This window comes from Bacillus luti, assembly GCF_001884105.1.
In the GTDB taxonomy this organism is placed as follows: Bacteria; Bacillota; Bacilli; order Bacillales; family Bacillaceae_G; genus Bacillus_A; species Bacillus_A luti.
In genome coordinates, this window is record NZ_MACI01000068.1 from 93,931 (window position 1) to 115,672 (window position 21,742).

Consider the following 21,742-nt stretch of genomic DNA (forward strand, 5'->3'; position numbering starts at 1 on the left):
ATGAACTAGCAACATAAAGGAAAGGAATTAGAGAAAATGACATTAGAAAATACTAAAAATTTAAAAAAACAAGTTGCTCCGTATGAAAAATCAACGATTAAAAAAAGTGTGTGGCAACTTATTAACACAGTCGTGCCATTTCTTATTTTATGGTACCTTGCTTATAAAAGTTTGTCTGTTTCTTATTGGTTATCATTAGTTCCATCTCTGTTAGCAGCTGGGTTTATGACAAGGATTTTCATTATTTTTCATGATTGCACCCATTATTCATTCTTTAAAAGTCGCCGTGCAAATAGAATAGTTGGGACATGTATGGGTGTGTTAACTTTATTCCCGTTTGATCAATGGGGGCATGAGCATGCGATTCATCATGCTACAAGTGGTAATTTGGATAAGCGAGGTACAGGAGATATTTGGACGCTTACAGTAGATGAATATGTAGCTGCGCCATTTAGACTTCGTTTAGCATATCGTTTATATCGCAATCCATTCGTTATGTTTGGATTAGGTCCGATTTATGTTTTCTTGCTTAAAAATAGATTTAATCGAAAAGGTGCTAGACAGAAAGAACGTATGAATACTTATTTGACGAATATTATAATCGTTGCTGTAGTAGCTATACTTTGCTGGGCAATTGGATGGCAATCGTTTCTGTTAGTACATGGTACTATATTCTTAATAGCAGGTTCAGTAGGTATTTGGTTGTTTTACGTACAGCACACATTCGAGGATTCTTATTTTGAAGAAGATAAAGAGTGGGAATATGTGAAAGCAGCAGTAGAAGGAAGTTCGTTTTATAAACTTCCAAAAATCTTGCAATTTCTAACTGGTAATATTGGGTTTCATCATGTTCACCATTTAAGCCCAAGAGTACCTAACTATAAGTTAGAAGAGGCACACAACAATACGCTTCCTTTAAAAAATGTACCAACAATTACTCTTGCTACAAGTTTACAATCACTCCGTTTCCGTCTTTGGGATGAGAAAAGTAACAATTTTGTTAGCTTTAAAGATGTCAAAAATATAATTAAAAATAATGTTTCTGTTCGGGTGAAATCGGAACTATAATTTCATCGTATATAAAACTCCCCTTAATCATTTTGATTTAAGGGGAGTTTTTCTTTAAATGTATATGACCGATATTAAGGAGAGGTTGAAATGATCGTATGTATAAAAGAGACAATAAATATATTATGTAAACAAAATAGGTCATTCGATTGATGGCGATGAGGTAAAATCAGAGTTTACAACGAAGGTAAGACGTTTGAATATAAAAGCCGATTCCTGTGGAGTTACGGAATTGGCTTTTGTATTTACTTTGTTGTTGCATGAAAACACCAGTTAGCTTACTAGCAAATAATGATAACTCTCTATTTCTCCCAAAGCTCAATTAGTCGGCCTTCTGGGTCTTTAATCCAAATAAACTTTCCAAATTCACTAACTTCTTCTTTCTTTTCAAGAGGTACACCAATATGGTCAAGATGTTGTATAGTCTCATTTAAATTATGTACTTGGAAATTTAACATCACTTGTTGTTCTGTTGGAAAATAATTATCATTTTCGGTAAAGAAAGAAAAAATAGTTTCACTTCCTAATTCCGGTTTAATTATAGTCCCATTCCAATTTTCTATGTCGATCTTCAATACATCACTGTACCATTTTTTTACAACATCAATATTTTTAGTTCTCCAAAATATTCCCCCGAAACCTTTTATCATCGTACATAACTCCTGTCTATTTTCAAATTTTTAAGCAATATATATTCAATATATCAAAACAGTAATCGTAAGGGAAATCATTCACTTATAAAAAGTGAAACATTACCATTACTAGCATTGTAGTGTTTTCTATACTATGGAAAATGACATTATCCTTTGCAAAACTTGCCATCCAAGCCGAGGAGTATAGCCATAAAAGACCGCACATGAAGTAAAAGCCATGTGCGGTCTTTTATGTATAGGTATTGCATTACATAGTTTTGCTAATTTTAGTTTCGGTTTTCGCGTTAGTAGCAATCCTTTTCTTAACCTTAAAGTGATAGTAGGTGTAACAAAAGATAATAAATGGTACAGTGCAATAGATTCCTAGTCTTTGATCTGGGATAAAGATAAGACTTATTAAGATAATGCCGTACAATCCAAAACCAAGAATTGGTACAAGGGGATAAAGCGGAGTCTTGAATTTTAAGTCCTCTAATTTTCCGCCCTCAGCTAAATAATGTTTCCGGAAAAAGAATTGAGAAACACAAATCGACATCCAAACAATGATTGTAATGACTCCGGAAATTGAAATAAGCCATAAGTAAACTGTTTCAGCAGCTACAACACTTGTCAAAAGAGAAAAGCCAGAAATAGCGATCGTCAAGATTAAAGCGTTTAAAGGTATTCCTCGTGATGATAATTTCTTTAAAAAGGCTGGAGCCATTTCGTTTTGGGATAACGACCAAAGCATTCGAGTTGCGGCGTACAGTCCTGAATTTGCGACAGAAAGAACAGCAGTAAGAATAACAAAGTTCATAATGTCAGCTGCATACGGAATACCGATATTATCAAAAACAGCAACAAATGGGCTCTTCGTTAATCCTGCTTCTTCCCAAGGAATTAAAGCAACAAGAACAAAGATTGCTAAGACGAAGAAAAACATCGTGCGCCAAATAATATTTCTAATAGAACGAGGTAAAGTCTTTGCTGGATCTTCACTTTCACCTGCTGCGATTCCAACAAGTTCTGTACCTTGGAAGGAATAATTGACTGTAACCATTGTTAAAAGAATAGCGGCAAGTCCATTTGGGAATAAACCACCATGATTTACGAAATTTGATAATAGCGGAGCGGGTTCGTCACCTTTTAAATCAATAAAACCGAACATAGCGGCGCCGCCAAGAATAATAAAAGCGATAATGGCAGATACTTTTATACTTGAAAACCAAAATTCTGTTTCTGCATAACTACGAGCAGATAATGCGTTAATCGTGAATATTGTAACACCAAATATTAAACACCAAACCCAGACAGGAATATCAGGAAACCAGCGCTGCATTGTAATGCCAGCAGTTGTAAATTCAAGCCCAGTCGTGTTCGCCCAGCTTAACCAATACAACCATCCGATTGTAAACCCAGTTGCAGGGTTAATAAATTTGGTTGCATATTCCTGGAAAGAACCTGAAACAGGCATGGCCACAGCAAGCTCACCAAGACATAGCATAACGAGATACATTAATAATCCACCGGCCATAAAGGCAAGTACGGATCCACCAGGTCCAGCTTGACTTATAATATAACCAGATCCATTAAATAACCCCGTTCCAATCACACCACCGAGTGCAATCATGAATAAATGTCTACTTTTCATCGTACGTTTTAATTCATTGTTTGTATTGTTTACTTGCGTCATTGTTTTCCTCACTTTCGTAGTTGGTAGTATGAAAATCGATGCTTTTCCGTATTATGGAATGTATTCCGTGATGTGAAATCTTGTTATAATTTTCAGATAATTAAAAAGAAATGTCAATATTTTTTTGTTTCCGCTTTCAAAATATTATCGGCGGTATATTTTTATTTTTAGAAAATTGAATAAATAGATTGATTTCACTTTGAATTTTTGTTAAATTGATAATGAATTGAGCGTACTAACATATTACAAGTCAAGTTGAGGTGAGTTATGGTACAGTCCATTGATCGAGCGATAAGTATTATAAAGTTGTTAAATTCTACGAATGAAAAAGAATATTGGGCTATTTCTGATATAGCGGATAGAACACATCTCCCGGTTAGTACAGTACATAGGTTACTTAACTCTCTAATCGAGCATGGGTTAGTTGCGCAAATTTCAGAAACAAAACAGTACAAAATCGGGCCAATGTGGATGGAAATAGGATTACGTCAATTGGAGAAGGTAGATTACAGATCTGTTGCAAGAGAAGTGATGAAGCGTTTGGCCTTTGAAGTGGAAGAAAGTGTTTATTTGAACATTCCAAACGGAACACATTCTATTATCATTGAAAGAATTGATAGTCCTTTAAAAATTCGAGTTATCGATAACTTAGGGGAACAAATTCCTCTCTCTATTGGCGCTGCAAACAAAACAATGCTTGCCAATATGAAACAGAATGAAATGGAGTACATTGTAGAACAGCTACTTTCTTCTTTACCAGAACAACAGCAAATTCTTTTAGATCAAATAGAGCAAATAAGAAATGAAGGATATGCGGTGAGTTATGGTGAAAAAACAGAAGGGACAGCTTCAGTAGCTGCACCTATTATAGGTTTTAATCATAAAGTAGTAGGAGCATTAAGTATTGGATTAATTAGTCATCGCATCAATGATGATCGATTATCTTTTCTTATTCGTAATGTAAAACAAGCAGCTCATGAGATTTCAATAAAAATCGGCAGTACATCAAAACTATAATTTTGATAGCTGTCGTCATTTTTTATTCATATATTGGAATTGATTTTCATAATGCGGAAAAATAGGGGGATTTATATGTCAAAGTGGCAATCAAAAGAGCAATTGGTGCAATTATTAAGTAATCTTGTTGAAATTCCTAGTATTACAGGTTCAGAAGCTGAAGTAATATTGCCAGACTTTGTTGTAGAACAATTATCTGATTTACAATACTTCAAAGAAAATCCGCATCATTTACAAAAAAATCCGACGGGGGATGGACGGTATTTTGTTACAGCGTTAGTAAAGAAAAGTGATAGTACGAAAAATACCGTAATTCTTGTTAGTCATTTTGATGTTGTAGATGTACAAGATTACGGAGTGTGGAAAGAAGATGCATTTAATCCTAAAAAGTTAACGTCTATGTTCTATGCTCATAAAGATGAGCTACCAGATCATGTACGTGAAGATATAGAACAAGGAGATTGGCTATTTGGCAGAGGAACAATGGACATGAAGTGCGGCCTCGCATTACAAATGGCAATGGTTGAGCAAGCTTGTGAAGGAAGATTTGATGGGAATGTTCTTTTATTAGCTGTTCCAGATGAAGAAGTGAATTCGGTAGGGATGAGAGCTGCTGTTCCGAGATTATTAGATTTAGCAAAAGAACATGACTTAGATTATAAAACAGTCCTTAATTCAGAGCCTATGTTTTCAAGGCATCCTGGTGACCAAAATAAGTATATTTATACTGGTTCTATTGGGAAAGTGTTACCTGGTTTCCTATGCTATGGAAAAGAGACACATGTAGGCGAACCTTTTGCAGGCTTAAATGGGAGTTACATGGCTGCATTATTAACCGCAGAATTAGAATTGAACACAGACCTTTGTGATATTGTAGAAGGAGAAGCGAGTCCACCGCCAACTAACTTGCTTCAAAGGGATTTAAAGGAGGATTATTCTGTACAAATTCCGCATCGTGCGGTCACATTATTTAACTTGTTTTTACTAGAACAATCAATGACGGATGTAGTTTCGTTATTACGTCAAAAAGTAACGAAAGTAGCAGAGAAAATCGAAGAGTCGTATGAAAAACATGCATATCGCTTTTCTAAATATAATCCGTTCATACCACCTAATCTCAAAGTAAATGTATTAACGTATGAAGAGCTTATCGCGTATGCAATTGAACAACATGGGAAAGAGAAAATAGATGAAATTCAATCTACTATTATAAAAAATAGAGAAGATAAAGATGATCGTGCGGTAACGATTGATTTAGTAGATAAATTAGCTATATTATGTAAAGAAAAAGCACCGATGATCGTGCAATTCTTTGCACCGCCGTACTACCCAGCTGTAAGCTCGCGCAACAATCCTTTAATTAAAGAAGTAGTTGAAGAAATGGAAAAGTATGCCCATTATAATCATAGCATTACATTTGAAAATCAAAATTATTTCGGCGGAATTTCAGATTTGAGCTATGTCGGTCTGCAGTATCCACTAGATTCAATGAGTTCTCTTGTAGACAATATGCCATTATGGGATAAAGGCTATTCGATTCCACTAAAGGAACTAGAAGAGTTTGACGTTCCAGTATTAAATATGGGACCAGTAGGAAAAGATGCACACCAATGGACAGAGCGTTTGGACGTAAATTACGCATTTGAAACGCTATTAGATATGTTACCGATATGTATTGAAAAATTACTTGTTCCTAATAAAATTAAACAATCATAGTAAGGCCTCTATAAGAGGGGAAGGATTGCAACTGAAAGATTCTGTTGTGTAATTTCTTAAGCCAATATAGGGTGTTCTGCTAGTAATGGGTAAGATATAAAACTAGTAGGTAAAAAGAAGATGTAAGTAGAAATGAACAAAATTATTTTAATATAATAAAAAGTAAAACGGACAAACGTAGTTACTTATGAGTTTGTCCGTTTTACTTTTAATAACAACGGCGGAGTATGTAAACCAAATGTGTATAGAGTCAAAAAGATGTAAGGTTAGTTTTTATTTTTTAGTTGGATTAGATAGTTCAACAGACTTTTGTGTACAACGTTGCATAGCTGAAATGATGGCTGTTCGTAAACCTTTTTCCTCTAATACTGCTACAGCTTCTATAGTCGTTCCGCCAGGAGAACAAACCATATCTTTCAATGCACCTGGATGTATTCCAGTTTCAAGCACCATTTTTGCAGAGCCTAATACAGCTTGAGCTGCGAATTTATAGGCTTGATTTCTTGGCATACCATCTAGTACAGCAGCATCTGCCATCGCTTCTATAATCATATATACGTAAGCTGGTGAAGAGCCACTTACAGATGTTACAACATCCATTAATTTTTCGCTTACGATCTCTGTTTGACCAAAGCTATTGAATATGTTAAGTACATCCTCTAAATCTTTTTCTGTCACCATTTCATTAGGACATAACGCAGACATTCCTTCACCAACAAGAGCAGGTGTATTAGGCATGACTCGTATAACCTTTACCTTTTTACCAAAGGCATCCTCAGTACTTTTTATGCTTTTTCCGGCAGCAATCGTTACGACTATAGCATCGTCTTTTATTTGCTCTTTCACTTCGTTAATTACTGATGAATACAGGTCAGGTTTGATGGATAAAATCAAAATATCAGCATTTTTAGCTACTTCATTGTTGTCAGTAGTGGTAGTTATTCCATATTGTTCACTAGAAGTCTTTAAATTCGTAGTGTTTAAATCTGAACAAATGATGTTACTTGAAGACACTATATTTTTGTTTAGCATCCCGCCGATGATAGCCATCCCCATATTTCCGCATCCGATGAATCCAATTTGTTTATCCATAATAATTCAATTTTGCTCCTTTTATAATAAATTATATCATTTTGAAATTATTATCTTAGAATAACAATAACATCTCCATGCAATATAAAGAAACATTCTAAGAGAATATATTCCTTTTTGCAACACCAAAAAATAAAAAATATTGTATTCGACATTATGCAAATATATACACTGTAATTTCAGTTTTTATATTTATGAATCTAAGTTAAACTTATATCCAATTGTATTTTCATTCAGTAGGGCAATAATTTCATACAAGTAACTTGCTGCTCTATTTATTTTTAAAATACCTCTTGACACCGAATCAAACTATATCGCATAATATAAAAAATTAAACCGAAAATCGTTGAAGGGAAATAGTACATATGTCTTCTTGCGAAAGAGAGTGGAATTCACCGGCTGAAAGATTCCTCGTATAGAATATATCGAACCTATCCCTGAGTCTTAAATGAAAGTTTAGGCGTTCGCCTGCGTTATAGGCACCAAGTGGATATCTATGTATATCAATTAAGGTGGTACCGCGGAACAATGACCGTTTCGTCCTTTTTATTTTATGAAGGGCGAAGCGGTCATTTTTATTTTGCCCTTTCATACGAGAGATGCGGTATTGAAGAAGGTAGACATAGCTGCAAGCTGTATGAAGAAAAGTGTAATTTATTAAAAACTTTGATTTTAGACTTTGGGGGTACAAAAATGAAAAAACAACGAATTGTTGTAAAGATTGGGAGTAGTTCCTTGGCAGATAGTCATGGAGGAATTTCTAAAAAACAGATTTCAGATCACGTCGCCGCACTGGCTCGATTGAAAGAAGAAGGGCATGAAGTTTTGTTAATTACATCTGGGGCCGTCGCCGCAGGTTTTTCTGCCCTAGGCTATCCTAGTAGACCTGTAACAATTAAAGGAAAACAGGCTGCAGCAGCTGTCGGACAAAGTTTATTAATGCAGGCGTACACGGAGGAATTCCGTAAATATGGTATCGTTACTGCGCAACTATTGCTGACGAGAAGTGATTTTTCTAGAAAAGAACAATATAGTAACGCTTACGCTACTTTAGGAGAGCTACTAAGCCGTTCTGCGCTTCCTATCATCAATGAAAATGATTCCATTTCTTTAGAGGAGCTGACGTTCGGTGATAATGATATGCTGTCAGCTTTAGTAAGCGGACTTGTGTCGGCGGATATGCTTATGATTTTTACGGATGTGAACGGTTTATATGATAAAAATCCTCAGAAGCATGCAGATGCGAAGAAATATTATTTCCTTCCAGAAGTTACGGAAGAAATCGCTTCTCTTGCAGGAGATGCCGGATCAAAACTTGGGACTGGCGGTATGAAATCAAAAATTGATGCGGCAAAGACAGCACTCTCTCTTGGTGTAAGTGTATTTATCGGAACAGGACGTGGACAAGAGAAGTTTGTAGATGTTTTGAAGGGCAAAGGTGATGGAACGTATGTCGGAAATGCTCCTCAAAAAGAAATGAAGATGAACAAGCAATGGATTGCTTTACATTCACTTGTTAGCGGACAAATAGAAGTAGACGCCGGAGCTGCTACTGCTATCATTCAGCAAGGAAAAAGTCTTCTTCCTGCTGGTGTTACGAATGTGTCAGGATTTTTCCAAGTGGGTGAAGTTGTAGAGGTTGTAACGCAACAAGGGCGTGTAATAGGAAAAGGACAATGCACATATAGTGCAGAGGAACTAAGGGAAGTAAAAGGTATGCAAAGCCAAGATATTCAAGCAAGAGGCGACAGAAATAATTATGAAGTCATCCATAGGGACCATTGGGTTTCATTTTAAGATTAGAGATTAATTTGAACTTAAAAAGGAGGAAACAAAAATGAATGAAGTGTTGGCAAAAGGGAAAAAAGCGAAAGAGGTTGCTAGAGAACTTGTGCTTAAATCTACAGATCAAAAAAATGAAGCACTTGCTATGGTTGCTGATCAGTTAATAGCAGAAACAGCTTATATTTTAGAGGAAAACAAACGTGATATTGAAGAAGGGAAGGCGAAAGGATTTACTGATGCGCTTCTTGATCGCCTTATGCTGAATGAACAGCGTATTGTTGATATGACAGAGGGAATTAAGCAGTTGATTGATTTACGTGATCCAATTGGAGAATGTGTAAGTGCATGGGAACGACCAAATGGACTATCTATTCAGGAGATGCGCGTACCACTTGGTGTTGTCGGGATGATTTACGAGGCAAGACCGAATGTGACGGTGGATGCTGCTACAATTTGTTTGAAAACAGGAAACGCAGTAATATTACGCGGTAGTTCTTCTGCTATTCATTCTAATAAAGCAATCGTTGCCGTTATTCACAGGGCGCTCAAACAAACAAGCTTACCTCAAGAAAGCGTACAGCTTATAGAAGATACAACGCGAGATAGCGCAAAGCAGTTGTTTACAATGAATGATTACCTAGACGTTCTCATTCCAAGAGGTGGCAAACAATTAATCGATACTGTTGTGAGAGAAGCGTCTGTTCCAGTACTTGAAACAGGTGCGGGAAATTGTCATATTTTCATTGATGAAACAGCGAATACGCAAATGGCAATTGATATTATTATAAATGCAAAAACGCAGCGTCCATCTGTGTGTAATGCAATTGAAACGATTGTACTTCATGAGAAGTGGGCGCAGCAATATGGTAGCGAGTTGTTTTCTACTTTGAAGGAAAGAGGCGTGGAGCTACGTGGTGATCAAAAAGCAAGTACAATTGATTCATCAATTGTACTTGCTTCAGAGGAAGACTGGGGGACAGAATTTTTATCTCTCACATTGGCAGTTAAAGTAGTTTCTTCTATAGAAGAAGCGATTCATCACATAAATACGTATGGATCTATGCATTCTGAAGCGATTATTACAGAGGACGAGGAAAATGTCAGCAAATTTTTCACTTCTGTTGATGCGGCTGCACTGTATCATAATGCATCAACTCGTTTTACTGATGGATCTGAATTTGGATTTGGAGCAGAAATTGGCATCAGTACACAAAAGTTACACGTAAGGGGACCAATGGGGCTTCCTGCATTAACTTCTACAAAATATGTGATTCGTGGAAATGGACAAATTCGAAAATAATAATAAAAGACACTCAATTGGCTTGGGTGTCTTTTATTTTAAAAATTATTTACCATACAAATAGTCCAACGAGCATAGCGCTTAATAGGGAAACTGCCATTCCGCTCACAAGAAGCTTCCAAACATTTTTCCCGATGACTGATGATTTTTCGCCGCCAAATAATGAATTGTAAGTTCCATAAATCATACCTACTGTACTAAAGTTAGCAAAGGAAGCTAGAAATGTTGTTGCAACCGCAACCGTATGCGGTTGTAAAGACTTTAAGTTTGATTTTAAATCCATCATTGCCACAAATTCATTCGTTGTTATTTTGATCCCCATTAATTCAGCTACATACATAGCTTCTTTTCCTGATAAACCAAGTAAAAAGGCAAAAGGACTAAAGATAATGGAGAAGATTTTTTGAATTGTTAAACCCGTTACAAAAAATCCTAAAATCCCATTTAAACATGCTGTTAAAGCTACATATCCAATTACCATAGCTAAAATAACGATAACCATATTCATCCCGACTAACATACTGTTTGAAATAGTAGAAAAGAAATCCTTTTTTTCATGTTTGGAAGGTGAATAAACAACATCTTCTTCTTTCGGGACTTCTACAGGGTTTAAAACATTGGCTAAAATTAATGCGTTAATACAGTTTAAAGGAATAGCACTGAAAATATATGTTGCTGGGACCATTGATAAATAAGCACCAAGAATGGATCCGCTAACGCTACTCATACTCATAATTCCAAAAGTCAGCAAACGATTTTCTTTTAACACAGATAATTGATCACGAACAACTGCAAGTGCTTCCGTATTTCCTAAAAACATCATTTGAATGGAAAAGAAGCTTTCTAACTTTGGTAAACGAGAAATCTTTGAAATAACTGCACCTACTTTATCAATAATCCAAGTTAAGATTCCGAAATAAGAAAGAATATCGAAAAAAGTAATAACGAAAATGATAGGAAGTAATGCGCTAAAGAAGAAATCAATGTGTGGACTGTCCATAGCTGAAGGAAATGCAAATCGAATACCTTCATTCGCACATGCTAGTAGCCAACTGAAAAATGACGCAATTTTATTAATGATAATACTGCCGAGCTTCGTCCCTAACATAAACCATGTAATAAAGAGCTCCAATATGATGAGAATAATGATTGGTCTCCATTGTATTTGTTTTTTATTAGGCGAACATAGGAAAACGAATAGTATAACAATGAAAATCCCTAACATATTTAATATGAAATGCATGTCAACAACTCCTTGAGGCTTATTATTTGTATATAAAAAAGCCTCTATTCTTCCAAATTTGGATTATAATCAGAAGTTATGAAGAATGTAAATTATGTTAGGGGTCAATCTATTTCAATTTTCCTTATTTTGAGTAATAGCAGTAATTACCGGGGGATTGGTGTAACAGTTAGCTTGTTTTGTTACGTGTTAAAATTAAGAAATTTTAGTCATCGTTTATAAATAAGAACGATGAGTTGGCCATGAACCTTGGAGTTTCCGAAGTTGTATAATTTGTCCGGTATGATAAGCGTCGTGTAAAAGGATATTCATATATTGTTGCCAAACTGGTAAAGAAGGACTTAGTTGATCTAGTTCCGCTTCTTGAAGGAATGTTAATGAAGATTGTAAGGCATCATGTACTCGAAGCGTTAGCTTGACGGTTTGTTGCCAAGCGTCATCGTCATTAGGTCCACCTTGGATAAAGGTTTCATCATTATTTTGTGGAGCAACAAATGTATCATCTTCATGTAAGCGGGAAAGTAAGCGCTCTTTAAAAATTAATAAATGGTTTACATTTTCCCAAATTGTATTACTGGCAAAGCCTTCTGGTTTCCAACACGCTTGTTCAGCGGTAAGATTCTTTAACGTTTCCGATATCGGTGGATACCACTCTTCTTCGTAAAAAACTTGTTTGACACCATTTTGCAACATCTCTTTTTTACTCATTCGTATAACCTCCTGCTCATTTTCTTAAGAAATACTTTCTTTTTTCTCATCAATAAACCTTCTCTATAGCTGAACAAGAGAAGGAACAACGTATAATAGATTTTTTACAAAAGAATCTTCATTATTAATACGACATTTAACAATCGATGTTTGCATTGAGTCAGAATGAAAACGATTATAAACCTTTTTCTATTTGTTCTTCGATAAAAGTTTTTGATTTGTAATAAAATTCTAAAAATGTAGAAGGTATAATTCGATAAAAATAGAATTTAATACGTAACAAACAAGGAGGAGATAAAATGGAAGTCTTTCACGTAACGAGCAGAAAGAGGGAGACATACAACGTTCAAATGAGATATTCGATACTTTTCGAATGTGCACTTGGCATTGCAGCGATTACTCATAAAAGGTTAATTGATACACTTGAAAAGTCTCAAAGTGATTGGGAAGAGATTAGACAATCATTAACAAAAGAGATGAGAGAGCAATTACAGTTTGTAGAAGAACATAATACGTGGAAAGCGTTGCTTCAGTTGTTGTATGAAGGGGATTTTCAGGATTTATTGCAGTTTAAAGTAAAGGTCGATTCGCTCTCAGAAGAAGATTTGAAGTTTATATGTTTACCGTTTTTAGGGGAGAAGTATGAAGAGAAAAGACGTTTAGCGGCAAGTGGAAACGTAACTTCAATACATGAGCTAATGGAACTGACACAAGACCATCAGTTTTTCTCTACTTATATTCGTTTTATATGTGATGTTGATGTACAAGTGCTGAAATCTCATTTAATCGCTGTTATGACAGGTTGGTATGAGAGCGTTATTAAGAAAGAGGAAGAAGAACTACTTTCTATATTAAAGCGAGACTATGAAGCAAAGAATGAAATGAATAAAAAAATGAAACCAGAAGAGTTTGTCGAGTGGGCCACTGGCGGTGTGAACTATATGCCAGAGCCAAGTGTTCATCACGTACTTCTTATTCCGCAAATGACGTATAGACCGTGGAATATTGAAGCCGATATTGAAGATACGAAGGTGTTTCATTATCCAGTTGCGAGTGAAAGCATTCATCCTGAAGATCCATATGAACCGAATTATTTTTTAGTTCAAAAGCATAAAGCACTTGGGGATGAAGCAAGATTACGCATTGTAAAAATGTTGTTTGAAAAAGAACGTACATTGCAGGAAATGACAGAAAGATTGCAACTAGGTAAATCGACAGTACATCATCATTTGAAACTGTTACGTGCAGCGAAGTTAGTTGATATACATGACGGAAAGTATGTATTAAGGAAGAAAGCAGTTCAGTCGTTAGCGAAAGAATTAGAGGCGTTTCTAGATAGATAATATACAACGAGAATGTACATAAAGGGAGGAATTTAAGAGGAAAGTTGGCGAGCTATAGTGAAGAGTGTATTGAAAAACCGCTCCTTCTTTTATATGTGGATTGGTAGTGCAATTTCAGAATTAGGAGGGGCTTTTGGGACGTTATGTAATTCAATTTTAGTATATGAGTTAACAGGGTCGAAAACAGCATTAAGCAGTATGTGGCTATTATATTTTATTCCGTCTCTCATACTGCAGCTAATATGCGGACCATTTATTGATAAATGGAGCCGGAAGTGGATTATGATTTTCTCTCAATGGGCGCGGGCAACGGTTTTCTTACTACCTTTCATCATGCTAATTAGTAGCAGTATAGAAGTTTGGCACGTGTATGTCGTTCAAATCGTAATTGGGCTCATTACGCCGCTTTATACACCTGCTAGTCAAGCAATCACACCAAGCATTGTAAGTAAAGAGCACCTCCAAGAAGCAAATGGGTATATTGATGGAATGACTCGTCTTATGATGTTTCTTGGGCCTGTATTAGGTGGAATCGTTATTAAATTTATTGGGCTCAAATTAACGATATTTTTTGTTTGCACTTGTTTATTTATAAGTGGAGGTTTGTTATTTTTTATAAAAGAAACAAGAGTAAAACAAGAACTAAGAAAAACGTGGCTTGAACAGTTTCTTCACGGTTTTACATATTTTTTCACAAAACCAATTATCGTTTGGCTCGGTGTCTTTCTTACTTTCGTTCAATTTGGAGTAGGAGTAACAATGGTCACAAACCTTCCTTATATAAAAGATGAGCTGTCAGCGGGATATGCGGAGTTTGGGTATTTTATGGCTGGTTTCCCACTTGGCTATGTAGTTGGATCCATACTAGTCGGAAAAGTAACATATAAAAGTCGGCGCATACTTATGCTTGGAGGATTGTTTGTAGGAGGGCTCACATACATTTCACTAGGGCTTAATCAAAGCATTATCATTGCGATATTAATCGAAGTAATAGCGGGTATTTGCATTGCATTTTTCAATATTCATAACACGACGATATGTCAACAATCAGTCCCAAACAATATGATAGGAAAAGTATTTTCAGTGCGATTATTTTTCATACGATCCGCTATGCCGTTAGGTGTGTTATTAGGGGGCATACTGAGTGAAATGTGGGGAGTGAGAGCACTATACTTTCTTATAGGATCGATTATATGTGTCACTTCTTTAATCGGGATATTACTTCCGTATTTTAAATTTTTAGATGAGCCGATCGAAGAGAAATCTGCATAATTCTAAAAATTTGAAACTTTATAATTGAAAATAATTATCATAATCAACTATAATAGAAGAATACTAGTATTCGTATAACGAAGAAGGAGTGGAATATATGTTTATTGAAACGAAAACATTTACAGTCAAAGAAGGTACATCAAATATAGTTGTAGAACATTTCACTGGAGAAGGTATTATTGAAAAATTCGAAGGCTTCATCGATTTAAGTGTTCTCGTGAAAAAAGTAAGACGCGGAGACGAAGAAGTAGTCGTTATGATTCGCTGGGAATCTGAAGAAGCGTGGAAAAACTGGGAAACAAGTGAAGAACATTTAGCTGGACATAGAGCAAGCCGTGGTAAACCGAAACCAGATCACATCATTAATGTTGAGCATGGGGTTTATTATGTGAAATCATCGAAGGCGGCTTATCAGCAGTCGTAAAATATAAGTAGAGGATACAGCAAACATGTATCCTCTTTTTTAGTGTTGGGGGATGGGAATGATAGAAAGTCTTTTATTTATTACAAATGAAAAACATAAAAAATTAGTGCAAACAATAGTAGCTGAAATCGTATCTAAAGATAAGGTAAATGGATTCATGCTAATTGGATCTGTCGCAAGAGGCGATGCATATCCTGAATCTGATTTAGACTTCTATATACTTTTAGAAGACGGGCATAAGAAGAAATTTCATTCTGAAATGAGAGAAGATATTTTAGTTGAATATAAGAGTGCAGATTTTAATCAAATTCAATTAAATTTTAAAAACAATCCGATGGAACTATACTCATTTTTAGAAGGGGGAATTTTGTTTGATAAAAGTGGTGAGTTAAAAAAGTTAAAGGAAATAGCTACATATGAATTTGAAAACTATCGTGTTTCTAGCGACAAAGTGAAAGGTATTTCTCATTGGTTGCATAGTTCGTTAATTAAAATTCAATCTGCTTTGAAAGCAAATGATGAGTTAAAGGCTTCATACATAGTTCATACGTCAACTTGGACATTGGTAGAAGGAATATGGGCTATGAATAATAAGCCAGTACCTCCAGCTGGATCTGTTTTGAAGTATATACAAACGTTATCGAATAGACCGAATCATTTTGACGAGTTGATAAATAAAGTGTTTTTAGCGGATACACGAGAGCGTATCTCTTCAGCAATTTTCTTGATGGAGTGGGTGTTAATGGGTTTGGAGAGTAAATAATAAAACGAACATGATTGCCAATTTTAATCGGTAAATACATACTCCATTTCAAGACATTCGCATAATTTCATTCACTGTATTTTAAATGTTTCATTGAAAAATGTTCTAGACGATAAAAAAAGGTATTAGACTATTACAAAATGAACACTTGAATACAACCCCTGTACTATTTGGGTGCTATTAATATGGGGCGATATACTATCGTATAACCCTTGGTTAAAAGGAGCTGGGTGAATGAAGTTGAATCATTTAAATCTATGCGTTGATGATTTATCGGAAGCGAGACATTTCTTTGAAACATTTTTTGATTTTCAATTTTTGGAGCAAAAAGGGAAGGCACTTGTAGTGATGAGTGATGAGAGTGGATTTATACTTGTGCTAAGCGATCCAAAAGCATTTAAGGGGAATAAGGAAGTTATGTATCCTGAAGCTTTTCATATTGGTTTTTTAGTGGATACTTCAAGTGAAGTTGATCAAGCATATAATCGTTTAGTAGCTGGGGGCATTGAAATAGACAAGGAGCCGTATGCAATGAGAGGTAGTAGTTATGGGTTTTATTTTTCAATGTTTAATGGATTGTTAATTGAAGTGTCTTGCCTTGACTATAAAGAAGGTAAGAAAGTTTCAAAACGTAATGATGCTCATCAAGCATAATTGTTTGAAAGTTCTTTTCGTTCTTTTAATAGGGCGCAAATTTTTCATCGATAGTAAATAAGCGTTCATCGTAAAAATCGGTAGGGCGTTCGAAAGTCATTCGTTTCATGATCATTCCTCCTTTATTTTGTTTTCCTATTTAATTATAACTGAAATGACCATTGTTTTTAAAAAATAACAAATTATTTGAAAAAGTAAGAGAAATAAAATATTTATGCGTTAAAATAATAATAGACTACCATTTATTAACTATTGGTAGGTCAATAGGATAAGAGTGTAACTAGTTAAACTTGTTACACTTTAAATGCAACAAGATATTTAGGAGGAATAATCATAATGGATACTACACAACAAAACAGTAATGCATGGGATAAGAAGGTTGAAGAAGGTTCTAGATACACGCAATTTGTAAGTAGCGAGGTTATTGAAAAAAGTAAATTAGGTGAATGGGAAATTACAGTCACCACGGAGAAATCAGTTCCTAGAGAATGGTTTCCAACGTCATTAGAAGGGGTAAAGATACTTTGTTTAGCATCAGGTGGAGGGCAACAAGCGCCTGTTTTGGCTGCCGCTGGAGCAGATGTAACAGTTACTGATATATCTAAGAAGCAATTGGAACAAGATGAAAAAGTAGCGGAGCGAGATGGATTAACTTTAAAAACAGTGCAAGGAGATATGTCAGACCTTAGTGATTTTGAAGATGAATATTTTGATATTGTCGTAAATCCTGTTTCTAATTTGTTTGTAAAAGATGTTCATCTTGTATGGAATGAGATTTCAAGGGTTTTAAAGAATAAAGGTATACTTATTTCTGGGTTTACAAATCCTTTACTATGGATTTTTGATGATAACGAAGAGAGAAAAGGTATTCTTGATGTGAAACATTCAATCCCTTCATCAACATTGGACCATTTGCCAGAGGATGAAGTTCAAGATTATATCAATTCAAATCAAACAATAGAATATGCTCATACGCTAGAAGATCAAATCCAAGGTCAAGTTGCAGCTGGTTTTGTAATAACAGGTTTTTATGAGGATGATTTTGGTGGAACAAGGATATTAGATAAGCATATTAAAACTTTTATTGCGACAAAAGCTATAAAAGTAAAAATGGATTAAAGATTTTGGGTTATTACATAGGAGATTACATTAGTAACAGTAAAAGTTCAATATATGTCAAAAAGGATGGCACTTGCCATCCTTTTCTTAATGTATTTTGAGCGTTAAATGAAGTTTTACACCTTTTAACTGAACAAAATACATAGTCCGCCTTTTTCCATTAATTTTTTACATCTTCATATAACTGGAGCGCCTCTTTCACATTCAATCTATTTTTCACAATACCATGTATTGCTTGAATCATTGCAGCTGGATGTTCGGATTGCCATATGTTACGGCCCATATCTACGCCGATTGCCCCTTCTTGCAGTGCATTGTACGTAATGTTTAATGCATCTTCGATTGAATCTAGTTTCGGTCCACCGGCGATTACGACTGGGGCAGGGCATGTGCTCGTTATTTTTTCGAATCCTTCGCAGTAGTACGTTTTAATAATGTCAGCACCCATTTCAACACATACACGGGAAGCAAGAGCTAGAAAGCGAGCTTCACGTTTTTGTAATTCTTTTGCGACAGCGGTAATGCCGAGTACTGGTAATCCGAAATCGTGAGCTTCTGAAACCACGTTTGCGAGATTCGTAACCGTTTGTGTTTCATAGTCGGATCCGACGAAAACAGAAACACCGACGCCAATTGCATTTTGTTTCACTGCTTCTTTTACAGGTGTAACAATTGTTTCGTTCGCTAAGTCTTTCCCAACGACAGTAGCTCCGCCAGATACACGCATAACCATAGGTGTGCTGCAGTTTTCAGGAATACAAGAGCTAAGTATACCGCGCGTTAAAAAGAGAGAATCTGTGTAAGGAAGTAAGTTTTTAACGGTCTCAAGTGGTTGTTCTAGTCCATGAATCGGTCCTAAGAAATAGCCATGGTCTATCGCAAGCATAACCGCTCTGCCATCAGGTAAAATTGTATTTAATCGATTTTTAAATCCCCAAGTCATTAGGAATCACTCCTTCGTTAATGTTGGATTTTCTGTTTGTACAGTATCTTTATTTGGTAAATGTGGTGACTTTATAAAAACAGCTTTAAAAGGTTTGTCAGAATGGTTAATAAGGTAGTGAGATTCGTGAGGACGAACTTGCAGGACATCACCTTGCTTAATTGGAATTCTTTCGTTATTTACATAGAAATCTATTTCGCCTTCTAATGCATAGAAGACTTCTTCGCACGTTGTATGATAATGGTTTTGAAACTCTTGCCCAGGTTGAATGACAACAAGGCCTAAATCAATATTCGGTCCTTGTATTAAATATTTTGGCCCGTTATCACCGAAGCGATAGGAGAAATCATTTTCATTCGCTTTTAACATACATTTCACTCCTTTATGTAATGTGTTACAGAGCGCCGGGTGCAATCCACATATGTGAGGTGAGCCCTTTATCGGCTAAAGCGAGCTGACTGTCATACACAGTTTTCCATGTTTCATAGAACTCCTTATAAAGTTCGTGATTTTCAGTGATTGGTTCAAATGTATATTCCCACTGTACAAACTGTCCGGCAGTTTCTTCCATAGATTTATATATTCCAGCGCCAACTCCAGCAGCAATTGCAGTTCCTAACGCAGCTGCTTCTTTCACAACTGGTACTTTTACAGGGATTCCGAGTACGTCTGAAAGAATTTGTGGCCATAGTTTTCCTTTAGCTGCACCACCAGCAAAAACAACTTCAGAAGGGAATGTACCAGTGAGGTTTTCTATTAATTTTAAGTTTCCGAGTGTAACGAAAGCAGCATTTTCTTCAATAGCGCGGAACATTTCTTTCTTACCGCATTTTTCTGCGTCTAAACTTAAATTTAAAAAAGAAGGTGCGGCATGACGCCAAGAAATGTAGTTCATAACGTTTGAAAAAGTAGGGATAATGCCATGTGACCCAGCCGGGACGTCTTTCGCTTGTTCTTCTAATAATTCATATGCATCTACACCGAGTTTTTCAGCGAGTTTCTTTTCTTCTTGACAAAAAGCATCTCGAAACCAGCGCATAACAAGACCAGGGAAAAAGGCAATCGTTTCATATTGCCATAAGTCCGGAATGACGTGACAATTTACACGAATTGCTGCATGTGGATCTGTTATTGGCTCTGTAATGTTCACTTCTTGTTGCCAAAAACTCCCCCCGCATATGAATGTTTGATTTGGCTTAACAACTCCAGTTCCGAGTGATGCCATTTGCGCGTCACCGCCGCCAGCGACAACAGGAATTCCTTCCCGTAAACCAGTTAATACGGAACACCCTTTTGTAACAGTACCAATCACAGTGCCAGCTTCATTTACTTTTGGTGAAAAAGGTAAAGTGAGACCGCATTCTTTAGCGACATTGTTATCCCACACTCTATTTTGTAAGTCAAAAATACCGGACGTACATCCGTTGGAAGAATCGATTTGTAGTACGCCGCTTAATTTATACAAAATCCAGTCGTTTAACATCGTAAAAGAATGAATATTGCTATAGACGTTTGGCTCATGTTTTTTAATCCAAAGTAGGCGTGGTAAAGCACCTAATGAAAAGGTTTGCCCAGATTTTGTATATAAATCTTCCTCAAGATGTGAGCGGACTTCTTTTAGTTCGCTAACTTCAGCGGATGCACGCCCATCAACATTTGCACAGGCCCATATTTCTTGCCCGTTTTTATCGTATAAAACGAAACCTTCTCGCATACTTGTAGCGCTAATAGCTTGAATAGAAGAGGGAGATATATTACTTTTTTTCAGAACATCTTTTGTGCATTCTTGTACAAGCTGCCAATTTTCTATTACATCAAAGTTCATAGATCCTGGGTAACGAGGGTCAGATTTGTGAATCCATTCTTTTTGACTTACTGCAATTTGATTACCGTGTAAATCAAAAAGAACTGCTCGAATGCTTCCTGTACCAGCATCGAAAGCTAACAAAGTAGACATTAAGAATCACCGTCCTTAAGTAATAAAGAGAGTGCAGTTTCCTCATCAGTAATTAATGTATGAATAAACTTTCCTTTTAAAGCCCCATAAATGGCATCTATCTTTTGAATGCCTCCAGCAACACCAACGACATGATTCATGTTGCGCAAAATAGAGAGAGGCGTGCCAATTAGGCGATTGTGATGCGGAAGCTCTAATAAATTGCCAGTCGTATTATAAAACTGTCCTAAAATATCGCCAACGCCGTTTTGGCTACGAATATATGTCATTTCACGTAGTGTTAATTTTTCTTCTTTCACAATAGTGGCATCTTGAGATAAGCCGCCAATACCGACAACTGCCATTTGAGCAAGTGAAGCGACATGCAGCATATCTTTCACACTTGGTTCTGATAGAATGCTTTGTGCCATTTCGGTTGTAGATGCTAGAAACGGGGTAGGGATAATGTGAAGGTCTCCTTGCATGTATTGTAAATAGTTTTGTTTTCTCGGGAGATAGTGGTTTACTCCGCCTGTTAGCGTTACGATTGAAAGATTAATAGAACTTTCAAAGTGAATGTTTTCTAGCATTTTGCTAATTGTTTCTCCCCAGCCAATGCCGAGTAAATCGCCTTGCTGCAGCTGAGTTTCTAAATATTGTGCAGCAGCTTTTCCGAGAGAAGCGGCATAATCGTCTATTGGAGTAGGAATAATGAAAGCATCTTTTAAATGAAATTTTTTCATTAGGTCACGTTCAATGCTTAAACAGTGTAAACCAGTTCCTTTTATGTGAAATGTCACGATTCCTTCACTGCGTGCTTTATCTAATAAGCGAACGACTTTATTTCTTGAAATATGAAGGAGTGAAGCGATCTCTTGTTGTGTTAATTGATCTTTATAATAGTACCAAGCTACTTTTGTTAATAAATTTTCTTCAAAGTTCAGCTGTGTCATACTCTTCATCCCTTTCAACAATTGACCACTGCTTAAACATATGTGCCGTATATTTTGTTTATTCCAGTTGAAACGATTAAT

20 protein-coding genes and 1 other annotated feature are annotated in these 21,742 nt (G+C 35.9%); of the genes, 11 read left to right on the top strand and 9 right to left on the bottom strand.

The annotated features are described in order from the left end of the window. Positions 1-36: 36 nt before the first annotated feature. Positions 37-1,068, top strand: coding sequence for a Delta(5) desaturase DesA (gene desA / locus BAQ48_RS15825; protein ID WP_000171512.1), 1,032 nt, complete (start codon positions 37-39; stop codon positions 1,066-1,068). A 302-nt stretch (positions 1,069-1,370) separates the two neighbouring features. On the opposite strand, the gene BAQ48_RS15830 is transcribed toward desA, so the two are convergent. After that, the gene (locus BAQ48_RS15830; RefSeq protein ID WP_071711819.1) at positions 1,371-1,718 is read right to left on the bottom strand and encodes a VOC family protein; all 348 of its coding nucleotides are present in this window, start codon (positions 1,716-1,718) and stop codon (positions 1,371-1,373) included. 250 nt (positions 1,719-1,968) lie between these two features. Continuing rightward, positions 1,969-3,393 carry an amino acid permease gene (locus BAQ48_RS15835; protein WP_071711820.1) on the bottom strand — a complete coding sequence of 475 codons (1,425 nt, stop codon included), beginning with the start codon at positions 3,391-3,393 and terminating at the stop codon, positions 1,969-1,971. A gap of 267 nt (positions 3,394-3,660) precedes the next feature. On the opposite strand from BAQ48_RS15835, the gene BAQ48_RS15845 reads away from it, so the two are divergent. Continuing rightward, positions 3,661-4,410, top strand: coding sequence for an IclR family transcriptional regulator (locus BAQ48_RS15845; protein WP_071711822.1), 750 nt, complete (start codon positions 3,661-3,663; stop codon positions 4,408-4,410). 51 nt (positions 4,411-4,461) lie between these two features. Beyond that, entirely contained in the window at positions 4,462-6,126 is a 1,665-nt protein-coding gene (locus BAQ48_RS15850) for a M20/M25/M40 family metallo-hydrolase (protein WP_116758525.1), read from the top strand. Positions 6,127-6,399: 273 nt separating this feature from the next. Here the strand turns inward: BAQ48_RS15850 and proC are convergent, their stop codons facing one another. Next, positions 6,400-7,218, bottom strand: coding sequence for a pyrroline-5-carboxylate reductase (gene proC / locus BAQ48_RS15855; protein ID WP_071711824.1), 819 nt, complete (start codon positions 7,216-7,218; stop codon positions 6,400-6,402). Positions 7,219-7,555: 337 nt separating this feature from the next. Next, positions 7,556-7,766: a binding site (T-box leader), on the top strand. Between the two features lie 145 nt (positions 7,767-7,911). On the opposite strand from proC, the gene proB reads away from it, so the two are divergent. Beyond that, on the top strand, positions 7,912-9,015 hold the full coding sequence (proB, locus tag BAQ48_RS15860; RefSeq protein ID WP_071711861.1) for a glutamate 5-kinase: 1,104 nt from the start codon (positions 7,912-7,914) through the stop codon (positions 9,013-9,015). Between the two features lie 40 nt (positions 9,016-9,055). Then, positions 9,056-10,303: a glutamate-5-semialdehyde dehydrogenase gene (locus BAQ48_RS15865; RefSeq protein ID WP_001006644.1), complete on the top strand. Its 1,248-nt coding sequence runs from the start codon at positions 9,056-9,058 to the stop codon at positions 10,301-10,303. 49 nt (positions 10,304-10,352) lie between these two features. Here BAQ48_RS15865 and BAQ48_RS15870 read toward each other — a convergent pair whose 3' ends face one another. Next, positions 10,353-11,546 (bottom strand): nucleoside transporter C-terminal domain-containing protein, encoded by a 1,194-nt coding sequence (locus BAQ48_RS15870; protein WP_071711825.1) that lies wholly within the window; start codon positions 11,544-11,546, stop codon positions 10,353-10,355. 216 nt (positions 11,547-11,762) lie between these two features. Continuing rightward, the gene (locus tag BAQ48_RS15875) at positions 11,763-12,254 is read right to left on the bottom strand and encodes a DinB family protein (RefSeq protein WP_071711826.1); all 492 of its coding nucleotides are present in this window, start codon (positions 12,252-12,254) and stop codon (positions 11,763-11,765) included. Positions 12,255-12,553: 299 nt separating this feature from the next. Between BAQ48_RS15875 and BAQ48_RS15880 the strand changes: the two genes are divergently transcribed. The 6 genes from BAQ48_RS15880 to BAQ48_RS15905 all read left to right on the top strand — a co-directional run bounded on the left by BAQ48_RS15880 (position 12,554) and on the right by BAQ48_RS15905 (position 17,829). After that, complete coding sequence (locus BAQ48_RS15880; RefSeq protein ID WP_071711827.1) at positions 12,554-13,597, top strand: ArsR/SmtB family transcription factor; 1,044 nt, start codon at positions 12,554-12,556, stop codon at positions 13,595-13,597. A 57-nt stretch (positions 13,598-13,654) separates the two neighbouring features. Then, a complete protein-coding gene (locus BAQ48_RS15885) occupies positions 13,655-14,869 on the top strand; it encodes an MFS transporter (protein ID WP_071711828.1) in 1,215 nt (404 codons plus the stop codon). A gap of 97 nt (positions 14,870-14,966) precedes the next feature. Then, a complete protein-coding gene (gene hmoA, locus BAQ48_RS15890) occupies positions 14,967-15,293 on the top strand; it encodes a heme-degrading monooxygenase HmoA (protein WP_071711829.1) in 327 nt (108 codons plus the stop codon). A 58-nt stretch (positions 15,294-15,351) separates the two neighbouring features. Then, complete coding sequence (locus BAQ48_RS15895) at positions 15,352-16,056, top strand: nucleotidyltransferase family protein (protein ID WP_071711830.1); 705 nt, start codon at positions 15,352-15,354, stop codon at positions 16,054-16,056. Positions 16,057-16,290: 234 nt separating this feature from the next. Further along, positions 16,291-16,710 (top strand): VOC family protein, encoded by a 420-nt coding sequence (locus BAQ48_RS15900; RefSeq protein WP_071711831.1) that lies wholly within the window; start codon positions 16,291-16,293, stop codon positions 16,708-16,710. A gap of 336 nt (positions 16,711-17,046) precedes the next feature. Beyond that, positions 17,047-17,829 carry a class I SAM-dependent methyltransferase gene (locus tag BAQ48_RS15905; RefSeq protein WP_071711832.1) on the top strand — a complete coding sequence of 261 codons (783 nt, stop codon included), beginning with the start codon at positions 17,047-17,049 and terminating at the stop codon, positions 17,827-17,829. A gap of 160 nt (positions 17,830-17,989) precedes the next feature. Here BAQ48_RS15905 and lsrF read toward each other — a convergent pair whose 3' ends face one another. The 4 genes from lsrF to BAQ48_RS15925 are packed head-to-tail and all read right to left on the bottom strand — an operon-like array spanning position 17,990 to position 21,679. After that, positions 17,990-18,772 carry a 3-hydroxy-5-phosphonooxypentane-2,4-dione thiolase gene (gene lsrF / locus BAQ48_RS15910; RefSeq protein ID WP_071711833.1) on the bottom strand — a complete coding sequence of 261 codons (783 nt, stop codon included), beginning with the start codon at positions 18,770-18,772 and terminating at the stop codon, positions 17,990-17,992. Between the two features lie 6 nt (positions 18,773-18,778). Then, on the bottom strand, positions 18,779-19,141 hold the full coding sequence (locus tag BAQ48_RS15915) for a cupin domain-containing protein (protein ID WP_071711834.1): 363 nt from the start codon (positions 19,139-19,141) through the stop codon (positions 18,779-18,781). A gap of 25 nt (positions 19,142-19,166) precedes the next feature. Further along, positions 19,167-20,729: an autoinducer-2 kinase gene (lsrK, locus tag BAQ48_RS15920; RefSeq protein ID WP_071711835.1), complete on the bottom strand. Its 1,563-nt coding sequence runs from the start codon at positions 20,727-20,729 to the stop codon at positions 19,167-19,169. Beyond that, positions 20,729-21,679 (bottom strand): sugar-binding transcriptional regulator, encoded by a 951-nt coding sequence (locus BAQ48_RS15925; protein ID WP_116758526.1) that lies wholly within the window; start codon positions 21,677-21,679, stop codon positions 20,729-20,731. Before BAQ48_RS15925 ends, lsrK begins: the two co-directional genes overlap by 1 nt. Positions 21,680-21,742 lie beyond the last annotated feature (63 nt).